This window comes from Longispora albida DSM 44784 (assembly GCF_000379825.1).
GTDB lineage: Bacteria > Actinomycetota > Actinomycetes > Mycobacteriales > Micromonosporaceae > Longispora > Longispora albida.
In genome coordinates this window covers 89004-108751 of sequence record NZ_KB903815.1, presented here as the reverse complement: position 1 = coordinate 108751, position 19748 = coordinate 89004, and the positions used below count along the sequence as shown (strand labels likewise).

22 protein-coding genes and 1 tRNA gene are annotated in these 19748 nt (G+C 69.7%); 10 read left to right on the top strand and 13 right to left on the bottom strand.

Annotation, left to right across the window (positions count from 1 at the left end):
* Positions 1-18 precede the first annotated feature (18 nt).
* Entirely contained in the window at positions 19-555 is a 537-nt protein-coding gene (locus A3G1_RS0108705) for a YtxH domain-containing protein (protein ID WP_018349091.1), read from the bottom strand.
* Between the two features lie 160 nt (positions 556-715).
* Between A3G1_RS0108705 and A3G1_RS0108700 the strand changes: the two genes are divergently transcribed.
* Positions 716-1240, top strand: a complete 525-nt coding sequence (locus A3G1_RS0108700) for a peptidylprolyl isomerase (RefSeq protein WP_018349090.1) — start codon at positions 716-718, stop codon at positions 1238-1240.
* 58 nt (positions 1241-1298) lie between these two features.
* Here A3G1_RS0108700 and A3G1_RS0108695 read toward each other — a convergent pair whose 3' ends face one another.
* Positions 1299-2288 (bottom strand): DUF4034 domain-containing protein, encoded by a 990-nt coding sequence (locus tag A3G1_RS0108695; RefSeq protein WP_018349089.1) that lies wholly within the window; start codon positions 2286-2288, stop codon positions 1299-1301.
* A 93-nt stretch (positions 2289-2381) separates the two neighbouring features.
* On the opposite strand from A3G1_RS0108695, the gene A3G1_RS0108690 reads away from it, so the two are divergent.
* Positions 2382-3296 (top strand): rhomboid family intramembrane serine protease, encoded by a 915-nt coding sequence (locus tag A3G1_RS0108690; protein WP_018349088.1) that lies wholly within the window; start codon positions 2382-2384, stop codon positions 3294-3296.
* A 57-nt stretch (positions 3297-3353) separates the two neighbouring features.
* Here A3G1_RS0108690 and A3G1_RS33925 read toward each other — a convergent pair whose 3' ends face one another.
* The gene (locus tag A3G1_RS33925) at positions 3354-3824 is read right to left on the bottom strand and encodes a PH domain-containing protein (protein ID WP_018349087.1); all 471 of its coding nucleotides are present in this window, start codon (positions 3822-3824) and stop codon (positions 3354-3356) included.
* 348 nt (positions 3825-4172) lie between these two features.
* Positions 4173-4439 (bottom strand): cell division protein CrgA, encoded by a 267-nt coding sequence (locus A3G1_RS0108680; RefSeq protein WP_018349086.1) that lies wholly within the window; start codon positions 4437-4439, stop codon positions 4173-4175.
* A gap of 67 nt (positions 4440-4506) precedes the next feature.
* Here A3G1_RS0108680 and A3G1_RS0108675 point away from each other — a divergent pair, with 67 nt between their 5' ends.
* The 4 genes from A3G1_RS0108675 to A3G1_RS0108660 are packed head-to-tail and all read left to right on the top strand — an operon-like array spanning position 4507 to position 7084.
* A complete protein-coding gene (locus A3G1_RS0108675) occupies positions 4507-5343 on the top strand; it encodes a DUF881 domain-containing protein (protein ID WP_018349085.1) in 837 nt (278 codons plus the stop codon).
* Positions 5340-6248 carry a class E sortase gene (locus A3G1_RS0108670; protein ID WP_018349084.1) on the top strand — a complete coding sequence of 303 codons (909 nt, stop codon included), beginning with the start codon at positions 5340-5342 and terminating at the stop codon, positions 6246-6248. The genes A3G1_RS0108675 and A3G1_RS0108670 overlap by 4 nt, the downstream gene beginning before the upstream one ends.
* 24 nt (positions 6249-6272) lie before the next feature.
* The gene (locus A3G1_RS40420; protein WP_018349083.1) at positions 6273-6431 is read left to right on the top strand and encodes a hypothetical protein; all 159 of its coding nucleotides are present in this window, start codon (positions 6273-6275) and stop codon (positions 6429-6431) included.
* On the top strand, positions 6428-7084 hold the full coding sequence (locus A3G1_RS0108660; RefSeq protein WP_018349082.1) for an aminodeoxychorismate/anthranilate synthase component II: 657 nt from the start codon (positions 6428-6430) through the stop codon (positions 7082-7084). Before A3G1_RS40420 ends, A3G1_RS0108660 begins: the two co-directional genes overlap by 4 nt.
* 18 nt (positions 7085-7102) lie before the next feature.
* Here A3G1_RS0108660 and pknB read toward each other — a convergent pair whose 3' ends face one another.
* The 7 genes from pknB to A3G1_RS0108625 are packed head-to-tail and all read right to left on the bottom strand — an operon-like array spanning position 7103 to position 15944.
* Positions 7103-8833: a Stk1 family PASTA domain-containing Ser/Thr kinase gene (gene pknB / locus A3G1_RS0108655; RefSeq protein ID WP_018349081.1), complete on the bottom strand. Its 1731-nt coding sequence runs from the start codon at positions 8831-8833 to the stop codon at positions 7103-7105.
* Positions 8833-10332, bottom strand: a complete 1500-nt coding sequence (locus A3G1_RS33920) for a protein kinase domain-containing protein (protein ID WP_018349080.1) — start codon at positions 10330-10332, stop codon at positions 8833-8835. The genes pknB and A3G1_RS33920 overlap by 1 nt, the downstream gene beginning before the upstream one ends.
* A gap of 13 nt (positions 10333-10345) precedes the next feature.
* Positions 10346-11797, bottom strand: a complete 1452-nt coding sequence (locus tag A3G1_RS0108645) for a peptidoglycan D,D-transpeptidase FtsI family protein (RefSeq protein ID WP_018349079.1) — start codon at positions 11795-11797, stop codon at positions 10346-10348.
* The gene (locus tag A3G1_RS0108640; protein WP_018349078.1) at positions 11794-13182 is read right to left on the bottom strand and encodes an FtsW/RodA/SpoVE family cell cycle protein; all 1389 of its coding nucleotides are present in this window, start codon (positions 13180-13182) and stop codon (positions 11794-11796) included. Before A3G1_RS0108640 ends, A3G1_RS0108645 begins: the two co-directional genes overlap by 4 nt.
* Positions 13183-13237: 55 nt before the next feature.
* Complete coding sequence (locus A3G1_RS0108635) at positions 13238-14674, bottom strand: PP2C family protein-serine/threonine phosphatase (RefSeq protein ID WP_026211940.1); 1437 nt, start codon at positions 14672-14674, stop codon at positions 13238-13240.
* Positions 14671-15144, bottom strand: coding sequence for an FHA domain-containing protein FhaB/FipA (locus A3G1_RS0108630; RefSeq protein WP_018349076.1), 474 nt, complete (start codon positions 15142-15144; stop codon positions 14671-14673). The genes A3G1_RS0108635 and A3G1_RS0108630 overlap by 4 nt, the downstream gene beginning before the upstream one ends.
* Before the next feature lie 5 nt (positions 15145-15149).
* Positions 15150-15944, bottom strand: coding sequence for an FHA domain-containing protein (locus A3G1_RS0108625; protein ID WP_026211939.1), 795 nt, complete (start codon positions 15942-15944; stop codon positions 15150-15152).
* Positions 15945-16150: 206 nt separating this feature from the next.
* Here A3G1_RS0108625 and A3G1_RS0108620 point away from each other — a divergent pair.
* A tRNA-Leu gene (locus A3G1_RS0108620) sits at positions 16151-16236 on the top strand.
* Positions 16237-16277: 41 nt separating this feature from the next.
* Here A3G1_RS0108620 and A3G1_RS40415 read toward each other — a convergent pair.
* Positions 16278-16445, bottom strand: coding sequence for a hypothetical protein (locus tag A3G1_RS40415; RefSeq protein ID WP_018349074.1), 168 nt, complete (start codon positions 16443-16445; stop codon positions 16278-16280).
* Positions 16446-16538: 93 nt separating this feature from the next.
* Complete coding sequence (locus A3G1_RS0108610; RefSeq protein WP_018349073.1) at positions 16539-17261, bottom strand: hypothetical protein; 723 nt, start codon at positions 17259-17261, stop codon at positions 16539-16541.
* A 126-nt stretch (positions 17262-17387) separates the two neighbouring features.
* On the opposite strand from A3G1_RS0108610, the gene A3G1_RS38315 reads away from it, so the two are divergent.
* The 3 genes from A3G1_RS38315 to A3G1_RS33910 all read left to right on the top strand — a co-directional run bounded on the left by A3G1_RS38315 (position 17388) and on the right by A3G1_RS33910 (position 19745).
* Positions 17388-17831, top strand: coding sequence for a hypothetical protein (locus A3G1_RS38315; RefSeq protein ID WP_018349072.1), 444 nt, complete (start codon positions 17388-17390; stop codon positions 17829-17831).
* Positions 17750-18763: an adenosine deaminase gene (add, locus tag A3G1_RS0108600; RefSeq protein ID WP_425411376.1), complete on the top strand. Its 1014-nt coding sequence runs from the start codon at positions 17750-17752 to the stop codon at positions 18761-18763. The genes A3G1_RS38315 and add overlap by 82 nt, the downstream gene beginning before the upstream one ends.
* A gap of 49 nt (positions 18764-18812) precedes the next feature.
* A complete protein-coding gene (locus tag A3G1_RS33910; RefSeq protein WP_083936819.1) occupies positions 18813-19745 on the top strand; it encodes a GNAT family N-acetyltransferase in 933 nt (310 codons plus the stop codon).
* Positions 19746-19748 lie beyond the last annotated feature (3 nt).

Below are 19748 nucleotides of genomic sequence, written 5' to 3'. Positions count from 1 at the left end.
TGGACAGTGCCTGCCTGCTTACTTCAGTTTCTTCACCCCGGTGGCGACCGAGTCGGCGACGTCGGAAGCCGCGCCACGCACGGTGTCCTTGACCTCGCCAGCCGTCTCCTTCACCTGGTCGGCGACCTCACGAGCCTGGTCCTTGACCTCACGGGCCTTCTCCCGGAACCGCTCCGACGGCGGCTCCTCGAAGTCGAGCACGTGCACCGGCTCGTACTCGTCCCAGCGGGCGTTACGCCGCTGCATCACGAGCGCGACGGCCAGCCCGGCCAGCACTCCAATCCCAAGGGCTCCCGCCAGCATCGGCCACGCCGGGCGGCGCTTGCGCCCGCCGAGGGCCACCGTCACGTTCTCCAGCCCGTGGAGGGCCGCGCCCCGTGCTTTGTCCATCCGGGGACTCACCATCTCCCGTGCCTGCTCAACCCGCGGATTCAGCCGCTCGGCCGCGCCGCCGGCGATCAGGGCCGCGACCTCCTTGAGGTGGCTACCCGCCTCGCCGAGCTCACTGGAGATCTGCTCCGCCCGGGTCGGGGTTTTCCGTCCTAATCCCAGCACTGTGCCCCGCCTCCTCACGTCGATTAGGTCTCATCCTGCACGCTCAGGGTGGCCACTGCCACCGAAACGGAGTTACCCATCCGCCGGGCGCGTCACACCGGCCATGACAGGATGAACCCGAGATTTGGCAGTGCAACGCAATGCAACCCAAGGAGTTACCGTGTTCGCCACGCTGCACACGAATGTCGGCTCGATCCGCGTCGAGCTGTTCCCGAACCACGCGCCGAAGACGGTCGCCAACTTCGTCGAGCTCGCCGAGGGCACGCGCGAGTACACCGACCCGCGGACCGGCCAGCCGGGCAGTGGCCCGTACTACGACGGCACGATCTTCCACCGGGTGATCGACGGCTTCATGATCCAGGGCGGCGACCCGACCGGTACCGGCCGCGGCGGCCCGGGCTTCACCTTCAAGGACGAGATCCACCCGGACCTCCAGTTCAGCGAGAAGTACCTGCTGGCGATGGCCAACGCCGGGCCGGGCTACCAGAACCAGGGCACCAACGGCTCGCAGTTCTTCATCACGGTCACCACGCCGGACTGGCTGAACGGCAAGCACACCATCTTCGGCAAGGTCGCCGACGACGACTCGAAGAAGGTCGTCGACGCGATCGCCACCACCCAGACCCTGCCGGGCGACCGGCCGGTCAGCGAGATCCGGATCGAGTCGGTCACGATCGAGCGCTAGTCACACCGCTTTCAGGGCCCGGGGACCAGCTGGTTCCCGGGCCCTCGCGTTCGCCAGCTCAGCCGGCCCACTTCCACGCGGCCTCGTAGCCCTCGGCCTGACGGAGCCAGAAGTAGCCCCAGGCCGGCACCGATCCGAGGTACGGGCCGATCTCGTCGAGCACCCGGCGGGCGTCGGCCTTCCGCCCGCCGAGGACGTAGCCGAGAGTCTCCCAGTGGCGGCAGGTCATCGAGCGGCCCAGCGGGCGCGGGCCACCCGAACGCCACTTGGCGACGGCGGCGTCGAGTTCCCGCTGGACCTCGGGCTGCCGGAAGTACGCGCCACAGGCCTCACGGGAGGCGTCGGAGCGCTTGTCCCAGCCGAACTCCCGCATCGCGTACTCGAAATGAGCCAGGTGAACGAGCATCGGCACCGTCGAGCCGGCCGGGGCCTCGCTGCCGGCCGCCCGCGCGATCGCGAACATCTCGTGATGCGATCCGTACCATTTCTCGCAGTAGAAGCTCAGCGCCGTCAGCCACAGGTCGAAGTTGGCCGGGTCGCGTTCGAGCCCCTCGTCGCAGGCGTGCTGGAACTCGTCGCGCAGGCCACGGCCACGCGCGAAGCAGGCGTTGGCAGCAGCGGCCCACGGGGACGGATCGTCCGGCCCGAGTTCGACGGCGCGCCTCGCAGCCTCCGCCGCCCGCTCAGAGAAGTAGTCGAAGCCGGCGAACTGCTCGCGTGACGTGTGCTTGGCCGAGGCGGCTCCTCGCACCTCTCCAGCCTGGTCGAGCAGCAGGTTGGCGGTGATGACGGCGGCCACCTGGTCGTCCGGTGCGGCTGCCGTCCAGTCGGCCAGCCACGAACCCTGGCTGGCCACCGTGCTGAGGACGGAGATGCGGCGTCCCCACAGTTCCCAGTCGCCCCGGGCCGCGTGCACCACGTCCCTGGCTGCCGTCCAGTCGCCGGCGAGCGCCTTCTGCCGTGCTGCCCGTACGTCCAGGTCGTCCTGAGCCATGTCGGTGTCGAGAGGCGGCACGGGGGTGCCACGGCCGAAGATCCGCTTGAACATCAGCAGAGCCTAGTGGCCGATGGCGACCGCGCACCGCCCGCCGCAGAGGCAGGATCGGCGGTTCGGCCACGGATTCGCGTATCGTTGCCCGACATGGAGGCCAGCCCAGTCCCCACCTGTTACCGGCACCCGGACCGCGAGACCTACGTCCGGTGTACCCGGTGTGACCGGCCGATCTGCCCTGACTGCATGAGCGAGGCATCGGTCGGCTACCAGTGCCCCTCGTGCGTCGCCGAGGGCCGGTCCACCCAGCGGCAGGCCAGGGGCTGGTTCGGCGGCGGCCTGTCCGGGCAGCAGGGCTACGTCACGATGGCCATCATCGGGCTCAACGTCGCGGTGTTCCTGATCAGCATCCTGGTCAGCAAGGGCCAGGCGATCGGCGGCAGCCTGTTCGGCGGCTCCACGGTGCTCCACGAGTGGGGCGGCATGGCCGGGCCGAACGTCGCGCTGACCGCACCGTGCGGCGACGAGATGTGCTACACGGGCGAGACCGCGCCGGGGATGTACAACGGCGGCCTGTGGCGGCTGGTCACCCCGATGTTCCTCCACTATGGACCGCTGCACCTGCTGCTGAACATGTGGGCGGTCTGGGTACTGGGCCGCAACCTCGAGTACGCGCTCGGCCCGCTGCGGTTCGCCGCGCTCTACCTGCTGGCCGGCATGGGCGGCAACGTGGCTGCCCTGCTCTTCCAGCCCAACGCGCCCACGGCCGGCGCCTCCACCGCGATCTTCGGCCTGTTCGGCGCGATCTTCCTGGTCCTGCGCAAGCTCGGCCGGAGCACCTCGGCCATCCTGCCGGTGCTGATCGTCAACGTCGTGATCACGTTCGTCGGCGCGCGGTACATCTCCGTGGCCGGGCACATGGGCGGGCTCGTGATCGGCGCAGCTGTCGCGGCTGGCCTCGTCTACGCGCCGGCCAAGCAGCGCACGGCAGTCCAGGTCGCGGTCGTGGCCGGCATGACGCTGTTCCTGCTGGCGCTGACCGCCTTCGCGATCGTCACCCACTGACGGCATGTGGGGCCCCTCATGTCGTCATAGCGACATGAGGGGCCCCAACACCACTGGCTAGCGGCCCGTCCACAGGTGGCGGAGGGTGTCGGCGACGTCGGAGGGCTGGGCGCTGAGCTCGGCCGCGCCGAACAGGTACAGCTGCTCGCCGGCGTCGACCTCCAGCAGCTCCGTGCGCAGGCCGAACCGTGGCCGGTTGTCCACCCGGATCTTCTCGACCGCCGCCCACGGCACGTGCTCCCTGCGGAGGCCGGCCACGAGGGTCAGGCCGGTGACGTCGGCAGCCACCCGCTCACGGAACACCAGATCCCTGGCCGCCAGCCCGGCGATCGCCAGGGCGGCCAGCAGGGCCAGGGACAGCTTGACCGGATCGCCGAGATTGGCGGCGGCGAGCACCAGCAGCAGCACGGCACCGGTGACCTTCCACCCGATCACCGCCGCCCGGACCCGCCAGACGAAGTGATCACCACCCGGGTCCTGCCCTGCGGGCGTGGGACTGGCCGGCCGGATCGCTGGTTCCTCATGCACCAGCCCAGGATGGCATCCCCGGCTCCCGGAAACGAGAAGCCAGCGGTTATCCACAGCCTGTGGATAACCGCTGGGGAAAACTACACCCGTGTGATCAGCCCCGAGGGCACACCTGCGCACCGGACACCCGACGATCCGGGCACCCGACGCAAGAAGGCCCTGTCGGCCCAAGTACACCCGGCAAGGCTCTTGACCTTGGCCCTTGATCTAGATCTTCAAGCTTTTGATCTTGATCTAAGGCGAAGTGGCCCGCTGAGGGCGGATCTGGCAAGCGTAAGGACTTCCCTCGTACCGGTGTTGTACGTGGGAAGTCCTTACGCGCAGTCCAGATTCGTCCTCAGCGGGTCTCTACCGCCATTTGGAGAAGACTAGGAGGCAGGCGATTAGGGAGCCGAAGCCGATCCCCAGGTTCCAGTACCGCAGGGACTCGACCGGCCAGAGCCCGCCGGACAGGTAGAAAACCACCAGCCAGGCAACGCCGATCACGAAGAACGCGATGGCCAGGGCCGGAACCCAGACAGGGCTGGGCCGGTTGGCAGCCGCGGTGGTGCGGCCAGGGGTCAGGTCCGCCGGGGGCGTGTAGACCTTTTTCTTGCGAATCTGTGACTTGGGCACGGTGCTCTCCTGATACGGGCGTCACCAGCTAGCGTAGTCAAGAAGACGCGCAGCACAAGGAGCAGGAGTGTCGAAGTCCACGGAAGTCCGGGCAGAAAGCATTGGCCCGGGGCGCCGGCTGCCCTGGCGGCGCACCTTGCACCGAGCCCGGGCCGCCCTGCGCCGCCGCCCCGGCAAGTGGCGGGGCCCGTGGTCGTACCTGGTGCCTGTGATCATGCTCGGAGCTGGTGTCCTGTTCGCGTCGAGCGCGCTCACCGCGAAGGGCACGGCCCTGCGCAACGACGGCAGCGGCGAGCTGAAGCAGATCATCGAGGTCCGCCGGAAGCAGGTTTCCGAGCAGGAGGACAAGGCCGCCCGGCTCCGGCGGGAGGTCGACGGTGATACCGAAGCGTTATCAGGGCTCGATCCCCGGATCGCCGAACAGCAGCGCCGCGCGGCGGCTTCCCGCGAGTCCGCCGGGATGACGGCCGTGCGCGGGCCCTCGATCACCGTGCAGCTCGACGACGCGCCGCGCCAGGCCGGCGGTGATCTGCCCAATGGCGCCCGGCCGGACGATGTGGTGGTCCACCAGCAGGACGTACAGGCCGTCGTGAACGCGCTGTGGGCCGGCGGGGCCGAAGCCATGACGATCATGGATGTCCGCGTGATCTCCACCAGCGCTGTACGGTGTGTCGGCAACACCCTGCTGCTGCACGGCCGGGTGTACTCGCCGCCGTTCAGGATCGTCGCGATCGGCGACCCGGCCAGGATGATGGCCGCCCTCGACAACGCGCCGGGGGTCCAGGAATTCCGGGCGGCCGTCCGCGCCTTCGGGCTCGGGTACGAGGCCCGTACCAGTGGAGAGGTCACCATGCCCGCCTACACCGGCTCGACCGGCGTGACCTCGGCCCAGGTGGCCCAGTGACCCACGAACCAGAACACGGCCCGGCGCCCCACGAGCACGACGACGACAGCCCCCGCTCCGACCTGACCGCGATGCTGCCCATCCTGGACACCGCGCCCGAGGGGACCCGGGTCGTGCCCAGGCACAAGTCCGGCGGGCCGCAGGTCATCAAGCTGCGGCCGGTGCAGCAGGAGGACGGCGGGTACAAGAGTGTGTACGCCGAGCTGACCCGGCCGACGCCGGCCAGCATCTTCCGGGGCGTCGTCCGGGGTACCGGCGAGGTCCTGATCACGATGGGCCTGGTCGTGCTGTTCTTCGCCGCGTACGAGATCTGGGGCAAGACGGCCGAGATCAACGGCCACCAGGACACCCTGACGCAGCAGCTCGACAAGGAGTGGAACCAGCCGGTCGCCCCGACGACCGCCCCGCCGGCCTCGCCGGGAGCGACCCCGTCGAAGGCGCCCGCCGCGTACCCGGGCAGCGCCCTGGCCAGGCTCTACGTCCAGAAGATGCGCAAGGACCCGTGGGTCGTGGTGGAGGGCGTGAAGCCGGCGGACATCGAGTTCGCCCCCGGCCACTACCCGCAGTCGGCCAAGCCGGGCGCCGTCGGCAACTTCGCGGTCGCCGGGCACCGCGCCCCGGGTATCTGGTGGGACATGGACAAGGTCGGCGCCGGCGACATCGTGGTCGTGGAGACCAAGGACACCTGGTACGTCTACCGGGTCTACCAGAACCGGATCGTCAAGCCGAACGCGATCGAGGTCGTGGCCCCCGTCCCGAGCAAGCCGGGCGAGCAGCCGAAGAAGGCCGTGCTGACCCTGACCACGTGCAACCCGAAGCTCGACAACTACGAGCGCATGATCGTGCACGCCGAGCTCACCAGAACCCAGCCGAAGACCGCTGGCCGCCCGGCGGAGCTGGCCTGATGAACCTGGGAAGGAGCTGAGCTGATGTACGCGTGGATCTGGCGCAAGCTGCCCTTCGGCGTGCCCGGCAAGCTGGCCGGCTCGCTGCTGCTCCTCGCGGGGATCGCCGCGCTGCTGTGGTGGGTGGTCTTCCCGGCCGTCGACCCGCTGCTGCCGATGAACGACGGGCAGATCACGGAGTGAAGATCCTGGTTGTGGACAACTACGACTCGTTCGTCCACAACATCGTGCAGTACCTCGGCCAGCTCGGTGCCGAGTGCGTGGTGCGGCACAACGACCAGGTCTCCCTCGCCGAGGTCGAGGGGATGGCCGGCGTCCTGCTGTCCCCCGGGCCTGGGACGCCCGATCACGCTGGCATCTGCGTGCCGCTCGTTCGGCGGTACGCCGGCCAGCTGCCCATCCTCGGCGTCTGCCTCGGGCACCAGGCCATCGCGGCCGCCTACGGCGGCGTGGTGGAACGCGCACCCGAACTCCTGCACGGCATGACCAGCGAGGTCCACCACTCCGGTACCGGCGTGCTCGCCGGGCTGCCTGATCCGTTCACGGCGACCCGGTACCACTCGCTGAGTGTCCGGCCCGGCACGCTCCCGGAGGAGCTGGAGGTCACCGGGCACACCACGTCCGGCGTGATCATGGCGCTCCGGCACCGGGAACTACCCCTCGAAGGCGTCCAGTTCCACCCGGAGTCGGTGCTGAGCCAGGGCGGCCACCAGATCCTCGCCAACTGGCTGGCGGTGTGCGGCTACCCGGCGGCCCTCGCCCGCGTACCGGAACTGGCCGCCGACGTGGAACGGGTCCGGCTCGCCGCGTGGGCTGAACCGGACCCGTCTCCCTGACACCTGCCTGGGCATGTCCTACGGCGTCGCCGTACCTGTCGGGGTACCCGAGGTGGACGGCGTCGGCGTGGGCGTCGGCGGGCTGCTCGTCGGCGGCGGCGTGGGCTGGACGATGATCGTGATCAGGTCACCGGCCTTGGCCGACTTACCGGAACCCGGCTGGGTCTCGATCGCCGCGCCGGGCTGCTTGCCAGCCACCGGCGACGAACGCGGGACCTGGTTGACGTTCGTGAACCCGAGATCCCGCAGCCGCTGGGCCGCCTGGTCACCGGTCAGGCCGTCCACCGGCGGGATGATCTTGAGGTTGCCCTTCGACACCGTCAGCGTGACCGTGCTGCCGTACTCCGCTTCCTTGTCGGCGGCGGGCTCGGAACTCACCACGTTGCCGGCCTTGGCGTCGTTGTCGACCTCGGTCACCGCGACCGCGAACCCGAGTGCCTTCAGGTTCTTCTCCGCTGTCGCCCGGTCCAGGCCGACCACGCCGGGCACCTTCTCGGCGCTCCGGCCGCCGCAGACGTTCGCCGTGGCCCTGGCGTCGTCCTTGTCGACCTTGGACTGCGGCGAGGGGTTCTGCCGGACGATCTGGTCCTTGACGCAGGTCTTGTCGAAGACAGGATCGCCGAAGGTCAGCTTGATGCCGAGCTTCTCAGCGTCGGCGAGCGCCTGCTCCCTGGTCTTGCCGACCAGGTTCGGCACTGTCACCGTGGTCTCCCGGTTGGCCAGGTAGATCCCCGTGCCCAGGGCACCGGCCGCGACCAGGCCGAGGACGACCAGCATGACGATCATCCAGGTCGACGCCTTGCGGCGGGCCGGATCTGCCACCCTGGCCGGTGATCCGCTACCAGGCTGAGCCTCGAACACCGCCGTGCGGTCGTCGTCGGACAGCACGGGCGTGGCCAGCACCGGACGGCCGGCGGCGGCCCGGAGCAGGTCGGCACGCATCTCGCCAGCCGACTGGTACCGGTTGGCCGGGTTCTTCGCGAGCGCCTTGAGCACCACGGCGTCGACGTCCGGCATGATGTCCCGGCTGAGCTGGCTCGGCGTGCGCGGGTTCTCCCGGACGTGCTGGTACGCGACGGACACCGGGTTGTCGCCGGTGAACGGCGGGTGCCCGGTGAGCAGCTCGTAGAGGACGCAGCCGGTCGCGTACACGTCGGAGCGGGCGTCGACGGTCTCGCCGCGCGCCTGCTCCGGCGACAGGTACTGGGCTGTGCCGATCACGGCGCTGGTCTGCGTCATGGTCGACGTGCCGCCGGACAGCGCCCGCGCGATACCGAAGTCCATCACCTTGACCTGGCCGGCCTGGGTGAGCATCACGTTCCCGGGCTTGATGTCCCGGTGGATGATCTGGTGCCGGTGGCTGAACTCGAGCGCGGCGCAGATGTCGGCCGTCACCTCGAGGGCCCGGCGCGGCTGGAGCCGTTCCTCGACGGCCAGCACCTCTTTCAGGGTGCGGCCGTTGACGAACTCCATGACGATGTACGGCAGCGACTCGCCGTTGGCGCCGCGCTCCTCGCCGGTGTCGTACACCGCGACGATCGCCGGATGGTTCAGCGAGGCGGCGTTCTGCGCCTCCCTGCGGAACCTGGCCTGGAACGTGGCGTCCCTGGCCAGGTCGGTCCGGAGCATCTTGATCGCGACGTCCCGGCCCAGGCGCAGGTCCCTGCCCCGGTGCACCTCGGCCATGCCGCCGTACCCGAGCAGGTCACCGACCTGGTACCTGCCCCCCAGCAGGCGATGCTCGGTCATCAGAAACCGCCGCCGATGGGGGGAAGCGTGGTACCGCCGGACGGCCGGCCGCTCGGCGTGGCCGAGGGGCTCGACGGCGTCGAGGGCTTGTCGTCGTCTTCGCCCTTGGAGACGTTCACGTTCACTTCCCGGGTGTTCCGGTCGACCTCGCACTGGAGATCGACGACGGTACCCTTCTTGGCGTTGTCGTCCACGTCGTTGCGCTTCGGCTTCAGGTTCTGCTTGCGCAGCTCTTCCTCGACCTTGTTGTACTGCTTGCCCTTGAGCTGCTCGCAGTTGACGACCAGGATCGTCCGGCCCTGCGGCGTCTCCGGCTGCCGTGGCGAGGACTTGGTTGCCGTCGGCGTCGGCGTGGTCGTCACGATAGGTACATTATCCGAGCTGTTGTTCTTTTTATTGTTCTTGTCGCTGCTCGCGATCAGCGCCCACGCGATCCCGCCGAACACCAGCAGCACCGCGACCACGCCAGCGATGCCGGCGATGAGCAGCCCGTTGCCCTTCTTCGGCGGCTTGACCGGCTCGTAGGTCTGCTTCGGCTGCGGAGGCGGCGGCACGGCGGCAGCGCCCCGCATCGCCCCCTGCGTCCGGTCGGCAGGCGGCACGGCCGGCATGACCGAGGTGCGGGCAGGTGCGGCCGGCTGCGCGGCGGTGTGTGGCAGCGGCTGGCCAGCCGACAGCGCCCGGGCAGCGGCACCCATCGCGGCGGCGCTCGGCCACCGCGCGGCACCGTCCTTCGCCATCGCCCGCTCCACGAACTGGCGGATCTGCGGCGGCACGTCGCCCGGGAGCGCCGGCGGCGTGTCCCGGATGTGCATCATCGCGACGCCGAGCGGGTTGTCGCCCTCGAACGGGCGGCGGCCGGCGACGCACTGGTAGGCGACAACGCCCAGCGAGTACACATCGGACAGTGGCCCGGCCGGCTGCCCGGCCGCCTGCTCCGGCGACATGTACGCCGCGGTGCCCAGCGTCGAGCCCACGGCCGTCAGGTTGCTGCCGGCCCCGGCCCGGGAGATCCCGAAGTCGGTGAGCACCAGCGAGCCGTTCGGGCGGACCAGCAGGTTACCCGGCTTGACGTCCCGGTGGATGATGCCGGCGTCGTGGGCGGCCTGGAGCGCGTCGGCAGCCTGGGCGATCAGGGCCATCGCCCGCTGCGGGGTGAGCCTGCCGACCCTGGCCAGCACGGCGCTGAGCGGCTCGCTCTGCACGTACTCCATGACCAGGTACGAGGCCCGGCTGCCGCCCGGCAGCTCGCTCTCGCCGAAGTCGTAGACGTCCACCACGCCTGGGTGGTTGATCGTCGCCATCGTCCTGGCCTCGTCGCGGAACCGCTCCACGAAGCCGGGCTCCTCCAGCAGGGCTGGCAGGAGCACCTTGACAGCGACCGTCCGGCCCAGGACGGTGTCCTCGGCCTTCCACACGTCCCCCATGCCGCCGCTGGCGATCCGTTCGGTCAGGGTGTACCTGCCGCGTTCGCCCAGCGTGCTGCCTGGCGTGAGCATTCCTCGAACTCCCTTACTTCGCGAGTGCCGCGTTCATCACGGTGCCGGCCAGCTTGGTGGCCTCGCGGCTGCCACCTTCTCCAGCCCGTTCCAGGAAGACGGCTACCGCGATCTTCTGGTTCCCCTTGATCGCGAACCCGACAAACCAGCCGTGCTCGTCGGCAGCCGCGCCGGTCTCCGCGGTACCGGTCTTCCCGCCGACCTTCACGCCAGGGATCTTCGCCGCCGTGCCGGTGCCGTTCTCGACGACCGACACCATCATCTCCTGGAGCCCACTGGCCACGTCAGGGGTGACCGGACGGCTGAACACACCCGGGTTGGCCTTGTCGATGACGCTCAGGTCGGGGCCCTGGGTCTCCGCGACCAGGTACGGCTTCATCAGGGTGCCGCCGTTGGCCACGGCTGCGCCGATCAGCGCGCCCTGGAGCGGGCTCATCGTCACGTTCTGCTGGCCGATCGCCGAACCGGCCAGCACGGCCGGGTCCTTGTCGTCGAGCGGGCCGGTCTCGCTGGCCACGCTGACCATCGGCGTCTCGAACTTCGTCCCGAACCCGAAGGCCTTGGCCTGGTTGCTGAGCGGTCCGGCCTTCAGGTCCTCGACGGCCATCCGGGAGAACGCGGTGTTGCACGAGAACGTGAGCGCGGTCTTCAGCGTCACCTCGGCCTGCGGGCAGATCGACGGGTGCGCGTTGCGGATCACGTGCGTGGTCTGCGGCGGGCGGTACTCCGAGCCGGCCTTCACCATGCTGTCCGGCGTCAGGCCCTTCGACAGCGCCACGGCCGAGTCAATGATCTTGAAGGTGGAGCCCGGCGGATACCGGTTCGCGAACGCCCGGTTCAGCATGGGCTGCGCCGGATCGTTGTTGTACTTCGTCCACGCCTCCTGCGCCGTCGCCCCGCTGTTACTGCTCAGCGGGCCCGGGTCGAAGCTCGGCGTCGACGCGGTCGCCAGGATCGCGCCCGTCGTGGCGTCGATGGCGACCACGGCACCCTTGCGGTTGCCCAGGCCGGAGAACGCCGCCTCCTGCGCCTTCTGGTTGATCGTGAGCTGCACCGAGCCGCCGGCCGCGTTCTTGCCGGTCAGCATGCCGGTCAGCCGGTTCACGAAGAGGTCACCGGACTTGCCGGACAGCAGGTCGTTCTCCGCGTACTCGATGCCGGCGTTGCCGTAGTGGATGGACTTGTAGCCGACGATGTGGGCGAAGGCCGGCCCGAACGGGTACTCCCGCTGGTAGCGCAGCTCGCCGCCCGTGTCGACACTCTTGGCGACGATGACCCCGCCGCCGAGCAGGATCTCGCCCCGCTCGTTCTTGTACTCGTCCAGCCGGACCCGGCCGTTGTACGGGCTGTTGCGGTACTCCTCGGTGATCGTGCCCTTGTAGAACTGCACGTAGTTGAGGTTCACGAACAGCAGACCGAACAGGACCAAGGCGACGATGCCGACCCGGCGCAGTGGCGCGTTCACGTGCGGATGACCTCCGTATGCGCGTCCTGCAGCTTCAGCGGCTCCTTCGGCGTGGCCAGCACGGGGCGGCGCGCGGCGTCGGAGATCCTGATCAGCAGGGCGATCAGCAGCCAGTTGGCCATCAGTGAGGACCCGCCGGCCGACAGGAACGGCGTGGTCTGGCCGGTCAGCGGGATCAGCTTGGTCACACCACCGACGATGACAAACACCTGCAAGCCCAGTGTGAACGAGAGCCCGCCGGCCAGCAGTTTGCCGAAGGAGTCCCGGACGCCGACCGCCGTGCGCAGCCCGCGCATCACGACCACCATGTACAGGCAGAGCAGCGCGGTCAGCCCGAACAGGCCGATCTCCTCGCCGAAGCCGGCGGTGATGAAGTCGTTCTCCGCCTCCGGGATGATCGTCGGCTGCCCGGCGCCGGGGCCGGTGCCGAACAGGCCGCCGGTACCGAAGCCGAGGAGCGACTGCACGAGCTGGTAACCCTTGCCCCGCGCGTCGCTGAACGGGTCCCACCAGATCGACACGCGGAGCTGGAGCCGGGACACCATCGAGTGGGCGAGGACCGCGCCACCGGCGAACGTACCGAGGCCGATCAGGATCCAGCTCACCCGCTCCGTGGCGATGTACAGCATCACCACGAACATGCCGAAGTACATCAGCGCGGTGCCGAGGTCCTGCTCGAACACGAGCACCAGCATCGAGAACAGCCAGACGGCCAGCACCGGGCCGAGGTCACGGCCGCGCGGGAAGTCGATACCGGCGATCCGCTTGCTGGCCAGCGAGAGCACCTCGCGCTTGCGGACCAGGTAGTAGGCGAAGAAGCACAGCAGCGCGACCTTGGCGAACTCGCCGGGCTGGAACGACACCGGGCCGAGCCTGACCCACAGCTTCGCGCCGTTCACCTCGGACAGGCTGGACGGCAGCACGGCGGGGATCGCGACCAGCACCACGCCGGCCAGGCCGAGGCTGTAGGCGTACCGCGAGATCGACTTGTGGTCGCGGACCACGATCAGCAGCGCGCTGAACAGGCCGATCGCGACCAGCGTCCAGATCAGCTGCTTGAAACCGAGGCCGGAGAACACCGACAGGCCAGCGCGGTCCTTGAGATTCAGCTCGCCCAGGTCGAGGCGGCGCAGGAACACCACGCCGAGCCCGTTGAGGAGCGCCACCGCCGGAAGGATCACCGGATCGGCGTACGGCGCGACGAACCGCACCACCACGTGCGCGGCCAGCAGCACCAGCCCGAGCATCACGGGCAGCACCCAGAAGTCGGCGGTCACCTCGCCAGCCGAACCGGCCTCCGCGGCCGCGCTGAAGATCAGCACGATGCCTATCGCGCCGAGCAGCAGCAGAAGCTCCGTGTTACGCCTGGTCGGCGTACGCGGCATCGCCCCCGCAGGTGCTGCGGGGGCTGGCGGAATGACCGGTGCGCTCATCCGAGCGCTACTTCCGGGTCCGGCACGGGTTCGGAATGTCCCGCGGGGTCTCGGCGGTCGCCGACGCGGAGGCCGAGGCCGTGGCGCTGACGGCAGGTGCCGGGCTCCCGGTCGTGCCCGGGGTCGGAACAACCGACGGAGTACCCGAGGGCACCGGCGCCGGCGAACTCGGGACCGGCGTGGGAGTCGGCGTGACCGGCGACGGGCAGACCGGGATCAGCTTGTCGTTGGTCGCGTCGTCGTTGCTCAGCTCGGCGAGGAGGGCCTGCGCGTTCTTCAGGTCCTCGAACTGCACACCCTTACGAACCTTTTCCTGTACCTGCGGGGTCAGGTCCTCCACCCGCCGCTCGCTCACCACGTCCACCCGGGACAGCTTGAGCCCGGCGAACGAGCCCGGCACGCCCTTGAAGATGGCGACCTGACCGGAGTCGGTGACCCCGACGTAGTACTGCGCCTGGGTGAAGAACCACGTGCCCAGCCCGGCACCGGCCAGCACGACCACGGCCAGCAGGATCAGCAGCGTGTTACGGACCGGGTGCCGCTTCGGCCCCTCGTCCTCGTCACCGGCCACGGCCGCCAGCGGCTCCTCGGGAGCGGCCGGCCTCGGCGGCGGCAGGGCGAGCGCGGCGGCCCGCCCGGCCGAGCTGGTCAGGTCGATCTGCTGGGTGACGTCGCCCCGGTCGCGCGCCGCGGCACCGCCAACGATCGGCGTGCCCTCGACGATGTCGCTGTCGGTCAGGTCCGCGATGATCACGGTGATGTTGTCCGGGCCCCCGCCGCGCAGGGCGAGCTGGATGAGCCGTTCCATGCACTGCGCCGGATCGGCCATCTCCCGGAGGGTGTCGCCGATCGTCTCGGCACTCACCACACCGGACAGCCCGTCCGAGCAGATCAGGTACCGGTCGCCCGGCCTGGCCTGCCGCACGGAGAACTCGGGGTCGACATCCCGCCCGTCCAGCGCCCTGGTCAGCAGGGAACGCTGCGGGTGGCTGCCGGCCTCCTCTGCGGTGATCCGGCCCTCGTCCACCAGCATCTGGACGTACGTGTCGTCCTTGGTGATCTGGGCGAACTCGCCGTCGCGCAGCAGGTACGCGCGGGAGTCTCCGATGTGGACCATGCCGAACCGGCTGCCGGAGAACAGCATCCCGGTCAGCGTGGTACCCATCCCCTCAAGCTGGGGATTGGCCTCCACAGTGGCCCGGAGGCGCTGGTTGGCCGCCTCGACCGCCCGGCGCAGCGGCTCCACGAGATCGTTGCCAGGAACGTCCTCGTCGAGCGGCGCGAGCACGCCGATCACGATGTTGCTCGCCACGTCACCGGCGGCCATGCCGCCCATGCCGTCGGCGACAGCCAGCAGGCGCGGGCCGGCGTAGACGGAGTCCTGGTTACCGTCCCGGATCAGACCGCGGTCACTGCGAGCCGCGTAACGCAATGTCAGAGTCATGACCGTAGCTCTAGTGACGTGCGCCCGATGCGAATCGGCACGCGCAGGGGGACAGGGGTCAATCCGGAGACCTTAGCGTTATTGAGGTAGGTACCGTTAGTGGAACCCTGATCCTGCAGGAACCACTGCCCGTCGCGGGGGACGAGCTGGGCATGGTGCGCCGAGGCGAAATCGTCGGTGATCACCACCGTGCAGTCCTCGGCCCGGCCAATCGTGATCGGCGTGTCCGCGAGCGTGATGGTCCGCTCCGGCCTGCCGTCCTCCTTGACCGACAGCAGGTGGGCCGCCTTGCCCCGTTTCACCTTCGGACCGGCTGCGGCCGGCCCGAGCCCGCGCGGGGCCGCGACGAGCCCCGAGGACCGTGCCCCGATGAAAAGGTCGCGCCGGACCACCCCGGCCACTGCGAACACGAAGATCCACAGCAGCACGAGGAAGCCGAACCGTGCGACGGCGAGGACGACGTCCGGCAAGGGAACTAGCCGTCCACGCGGAAGGTCAGTGACGTGGTACCGATCTGGATGACGTCGCCGGGATTCAGCGCGACGGCCGAGACCCGCTGGCTGTTGACCAGGGTCCCGTTCGTCGAGCCGAGGTCGGTGAGGACCACCTGGGCGCCGTCGAAGTCGAGCCGGGCGTGCCGGCGGGAGATGCCGACGTCCGGCAGCCGGAGCTGGGCCTGCTCGCCGCGGCCGATGACCGTCGAGCCGATCGCCACCGCGTACTGCCTGCCGTCGCTGGACACCAGCCTCGGGGTGCGCGCGCCGGGCCCCGGCGGCGGCGGGTAGCCACCACCCTGGTCCTGGCCGAACCCCGGGCCGGGGGGCGGCGGGTAGCCACCCTGGTCGTAGCCGGGCTGCTGCGGCGGCGGGGCGTACGCCGGCTGCGGCGCGACCTCTCCGCCCGTGTAGACCTCGGCAGTGACCCGGAACATCCCGGTGTCCAGGCCCTCGCCGCGCTCGACCTCGACGATCACGTCGCCGTACACGGTCCAGCCCTGCTCGCCGATGAACTCGGCCTGTGACTGGGCCAGCTCCTGAGCCAGGGCGGCAGCGTATGGCGCCAGCCGCCCGTGGTCGTACTGGGAGAGGTCAATCACATACCTGTTCGGCACGAGGGTCCGGCCCCCAGCCAAGATCGCCTTGTGGGCCTCCGCCTCGCGTTGCATGGCGTTGAGGATCTCCACGGGGTGCACTACCCCCTTGAAGACCTTCGCGAAGGCCCCTTCCACCAGGCCTTCCAACCTCTTCTCGAAGCGTTGCAGAACGCTCACCGGCTCCTCCTCGGGTACCCGACGCAGATGATGGTATCCGGAGCGGGCCACCTGCGGACGAGTCGCGTCCCAAGGTCGTGCTAGAGTTCCCCAGCACGACAAGCAATACCCCCTGGTGGGGTAAGCTTCTCGGGTCGCTGAGGGGGTTTGCCGCCCGGACGCGTTGTTCTTGGGGCTGGATCTCTGATCCCAGTCGCAAGCAACTAGGGGATGTGGCGGAATGGCAGACGCGCACGGTTCAGGTCCGTGTACTCGAAAGGGTGTGAGGGTTCAACTCCCTCCATCCCCACCACAGAGGAAGGCCCTCGGAGGAGACTCCGGGGGCCTTTTCTGTTACCTGCGCAGCGTGTGGTCGCTCGGCGGCGCGATCCCGCCGGCCACGAGGTGGAAGGCCTCGGCCAGCACTCTGATCTCCGCCGGGTCTTTCGTGTCCGCACCGTCGATCCGGTTCAGCAGCGACTGGCGTACCGACTCGATCCGCGCCCGGGATGATTCCAGCATTCCCGTACCCTATCGAGATCTTGAGTCCGGTTTGCCACATTTGCCGAATCGCCAAACTGGCCGGCGATCCCGGGCGTGTTCCCGCGTCCTGGTTCACGCCTCCCGGGCCGCGAGCCAGTGCTGCCGCTGCTTACTGTGCTCGGGCGGCTCGGTACCGAGCGGTTCGAGCTGGTGGTCCACGCGGAAGCGCAGCCGGTACCCGACGGCGGCCCTGGCCCGCCGTAGCCAGGCCGGATAGCTCGCGGCCTCCGGCGGGAAACCGAGCCCGTACCTGAACCAGGGCGGCTGCACAGTGGACGCCGCGTGCGCGGTGATCACGTCGTCGATCCGCCGGTCGAGTTCTGCCTTCGCGAGCTTCGCGGTGTCGAGGGTCGGCCGGTGGTCGTCGAGGTACGCGCGATGCCTGCTCAGCTGGTCCTCCAGCTGGTCGCGCGCGGAGATCGCCTTGGCTGCCCTGGCCCGCAGGACGCCGAGGTGGCCCCGGTCGAGCCGGAGCTGACGGGCCAGCGCGTGCCGCCGGGCCGGCTGGAACCACGCGGCGGGCGAGGCGAGCTGCGCTGTCAGATCATCGACATGCCCGGCGAGCCGTTCCTCCGCGGCCACGGCGGCCGCGGCCTCGGCTCTGGCGACGGCGAGCCGCCCGGAGTCCGGTGCGCCCGGCGCGCGGGCCGTGACGGTTTCCCCCGCCGTGACCTGCCGCCACAGGAGACGGTCGTCGTCGCCCGTCGTACCGGAGCTGCCGGAACTGTGCGTGAGGGCCGATCCGCCGGGAAGCACGGTGAACGGGCGGGCGGGTGCTGCGCCTGAGTCGAGCACGGAGCCTCTTAAGACCAATCGGGCGAAGCGCGGGCGAACCGTCGCCCGGCACGGCGCCATTCGTTGTACGGGTGACACCCGGGGAGCCAGGAGCCATCGCTAATCGTACAAGTTAGGCATAATCGAATGAATCATCCCACGGAGAGTTTCGCTGGCCCCCGGGGCGGCGCTGACGAGGTCCAGCAGTTCCGCGGCCAGGCACGTCAGCTCCCCGGCCCGCAGCAGGGCGCGCCGGACGGGGACCGTTCCCTCGGCCTCCGCAGCGAACTCGTCCAGCAGCGCAGCGACCTCGCCCAGCAACAGGCATCACTCGGGCCCGGCCCGGCCAGGCAGGCCGAGCCGCCACCACGGGAACTGCCGCCGCTCATCGAACCGGTCTACGACCCGGCTGTGCTGGAGTTCTCCGCCGAGGCGCTCGCCGACCACCCGCTGCTGCGCGGGCTCCTGATGGAGCTGCCGCCACGGGGCGGGCAGCCGCCGAGCGTGGAATGGCTCGACCGGTGGTTCGAGGCGACCAGGTCCATCCTCGAACTGCTGTACAGCCAGGGCTCGTACAAGATGGGTGCATGACCCCGAAGATTGAGCTGCACGTCCACCTCGAGGGCACGATCAGGGCGCAGACCCTGCTCGACATCGCCCGGCGCAACGACCAGCCGCTTCCGGCCGACACTGTCGAGGGGCNGGCGAGCCTGTACGAGTTCACCAGCTTCGAGCACTTCCTCCAGACGTGGATCCTGACCACGAACTGCCTGCGGACCGCCGTGGACTTCCGCCAGGTCGTCGTCGACTACGCGGAGGAGGCGGCGGGCTTCGGCGCCGAGTACATCGAAGGGATCTTCTCGCCCTGTGAGCGGGTCATCCGCGGCGTGCCGTGGGCGGAGATGTTCACCGGTTACGCCGAGGGCGCGGTGGAGGCCAGGGAACGGTTCGGTGTGGACATCCGCTTCACGCCGGACACCCACCGGGGCATCGGCGACATGGAGCTGTGCGAGGAGTTCGCCCGGCAGTGCGTCCGGTACCGGGATCTCGGCGTCGTCGGGATCGGCGTCGGCGGGGCGGAGCGGGGGCTGTCCCTCAAGCCGTTCCAGCGGATGGTGGACATCGCGCGGGACGGCGGCGTGGCCTTCGTGCCGCACGCCGGCGAGGGCGCCGGGGCCGAGTCGGTCCGTGAGGCGCTGGAGATGGATCCGCACCGCATCCGGCACGGCATCCGGGCGGTCGAGGACCCGGCGCTGGTGAAGGAGATCGCCGACCGTGGCCTCGTCCTCGACGTGTGCCCGATGTCCAACCTGCGGACGAAGGTCGTCGCCAGCCTCGCCGAGCACCCGCTGCCCCAGCTCGCAGCAGCCGGGATCCAGTGCTCGATCAGCACCGACGATCCGGCGATGTTCGACACCGACCTCGGCAGGGACTACGAGGCGGCCGCGAGCATCGGCTACACGGCCGAGCAGGCCTACGCCGCTGGTCTGGCCGGGGCGCTGGACCACCCGTCGCGACGCTAGGAATTGATGATCACGAAAAATCGGTGGCGGTGGCTGTTAGACAGGACGCGTGACTTCTGATGCCTTGAACCGCCCCGATCTCGTCATCCGGCCGGCCACGCCCGAGGACGCGGAGGCGATCGTCGCCATCAAGCGGGCCGAGGTTGCCCACTTCACCAACAGCGTCGCCCACCACCTCCAGGAGGTCCGCTCGACGCCGGAGCGCTCGCTGCCGCAGCGGCTCGTGGTGACGGTGGGCGACGAGATCGCCGGTTTCGGCGGCTGCGCCCTCAACACCTTCACCGACGAGGCGGGGGCCGCCGGTGCCGGGATGCGGATCGCGAAGCGTTTCCGGGGCCTCGGGCTCGGGTCGGCGCTCTTCGCCGAGATCGAGGCGCACCTGCTGGAGATCGGCGCGAAGCGCGTACAGACGTGGACGACGGACGAGCCAGCCGACATGGCGTGGGCCGCCGCCCGTGGCTACGAGAAGAGCCGCGACGTCACGTACTCCAGTGTGGACCTCGCAAACCTGCCGCCGATGCCGGAGATCCCGGCCGGCGTCACGCTCGTCCCGGTTGCCGAGGCTGGCCCCGAGGTCGTGTACGAAGTGGACTGCGTCGCCTTCCTCGACGAGCCCGGCGACATGGCCAGCATCGCCATCCCGTACGACGAGTGGGTCGCCAAGTTCTGGGACAACCCCGACAACCGTGGCGACCTCGGCTACGTCGCGTACGTCGGCGGCGCGCCCGCCGCGCTGACGATCGTGGAGGGCGACCCGGCCGGTGACCGGATCTGGGCCAGCGGCACGGCCGTGATGCCCGACTACCGTGGCCGGGGCCTGGCCAAGCTGATGAAGTCCGCCTCGCTGCGTGCCGCCCGTGACGCGGGCATCACCGCCGCGTTCACCGCGAACGACGCCGCCAACGCGCCGATGCTCGCGGTCAACACCTGGCTGGGCTACCGGGCGACGCACGCCCACTGGTCCTTCCTGCGTACCTACTAGGTC

Coding starts and splice junctions, on each gene's coding strand:
- A3G1_RS0108695 (WP_018349089.1), bottom strand. CDS start 2,288: ATGTTCAAGCGGATCTTCGGCCGTGGCACCCCCGTGCCGCCTCTCGAC.
- A3G1_RS0108690 (WP_018349088.1), top strand. CDS start 2,382: ATGGAGGCCAGCCCAGTCCCCACCTGTTACCGGCACCCGGACCGCGAG.
- A3G1_RS40420 (WP_018349083.1), top strand. CDS start 6,273: ATGTACGCGTGGATCTGGCGCAAGCTGCCCTTCGGCGTGCCCGGCAAG.
- pknB (WP_018349081.1), bottom strand. CDS start 8,833: ATGACCGAGCATCGCCTGCTGGGGGGCAGGTACCAGGTCGGTGACCTG.
- A3G1_RS33920 (WP_018349080.1), bottom strand. CDS start 10,332: ATGCTCACGCCAGGCAGCACGCTGGGCGAACGCGGCAGGTACACCCTG.
- A3G1_RS0108640 (WP_018349078.1), bottom strand. CDS start 13,182: ATGCCGCGTACGCCGACCAGGCGTAACACGGAGCTTCTGCTGCTGCTC.
- A3G1_RS0108635 (WP_026211940.1), bottom strand. CDS start 14,674: ATGACTCTGACATTGCGTTACGCGGCTCGCAGTGACCGCGGTCTGATC.
- A3G1_RS40415 (WP_018349074.1), bottom strand. CDS start 16,445: ATGCTGGAATCATCCCGGGCGCGGATCGAGTCGGTACGCCAGTCGCTG.
- A3G1_RS38315 (WP_018349072.1), top strand. CDS start 17,388: ATGAATCATCCCACGGAGAGTTTCGCTGGCCCCCGGGGCGGCGCTGAC.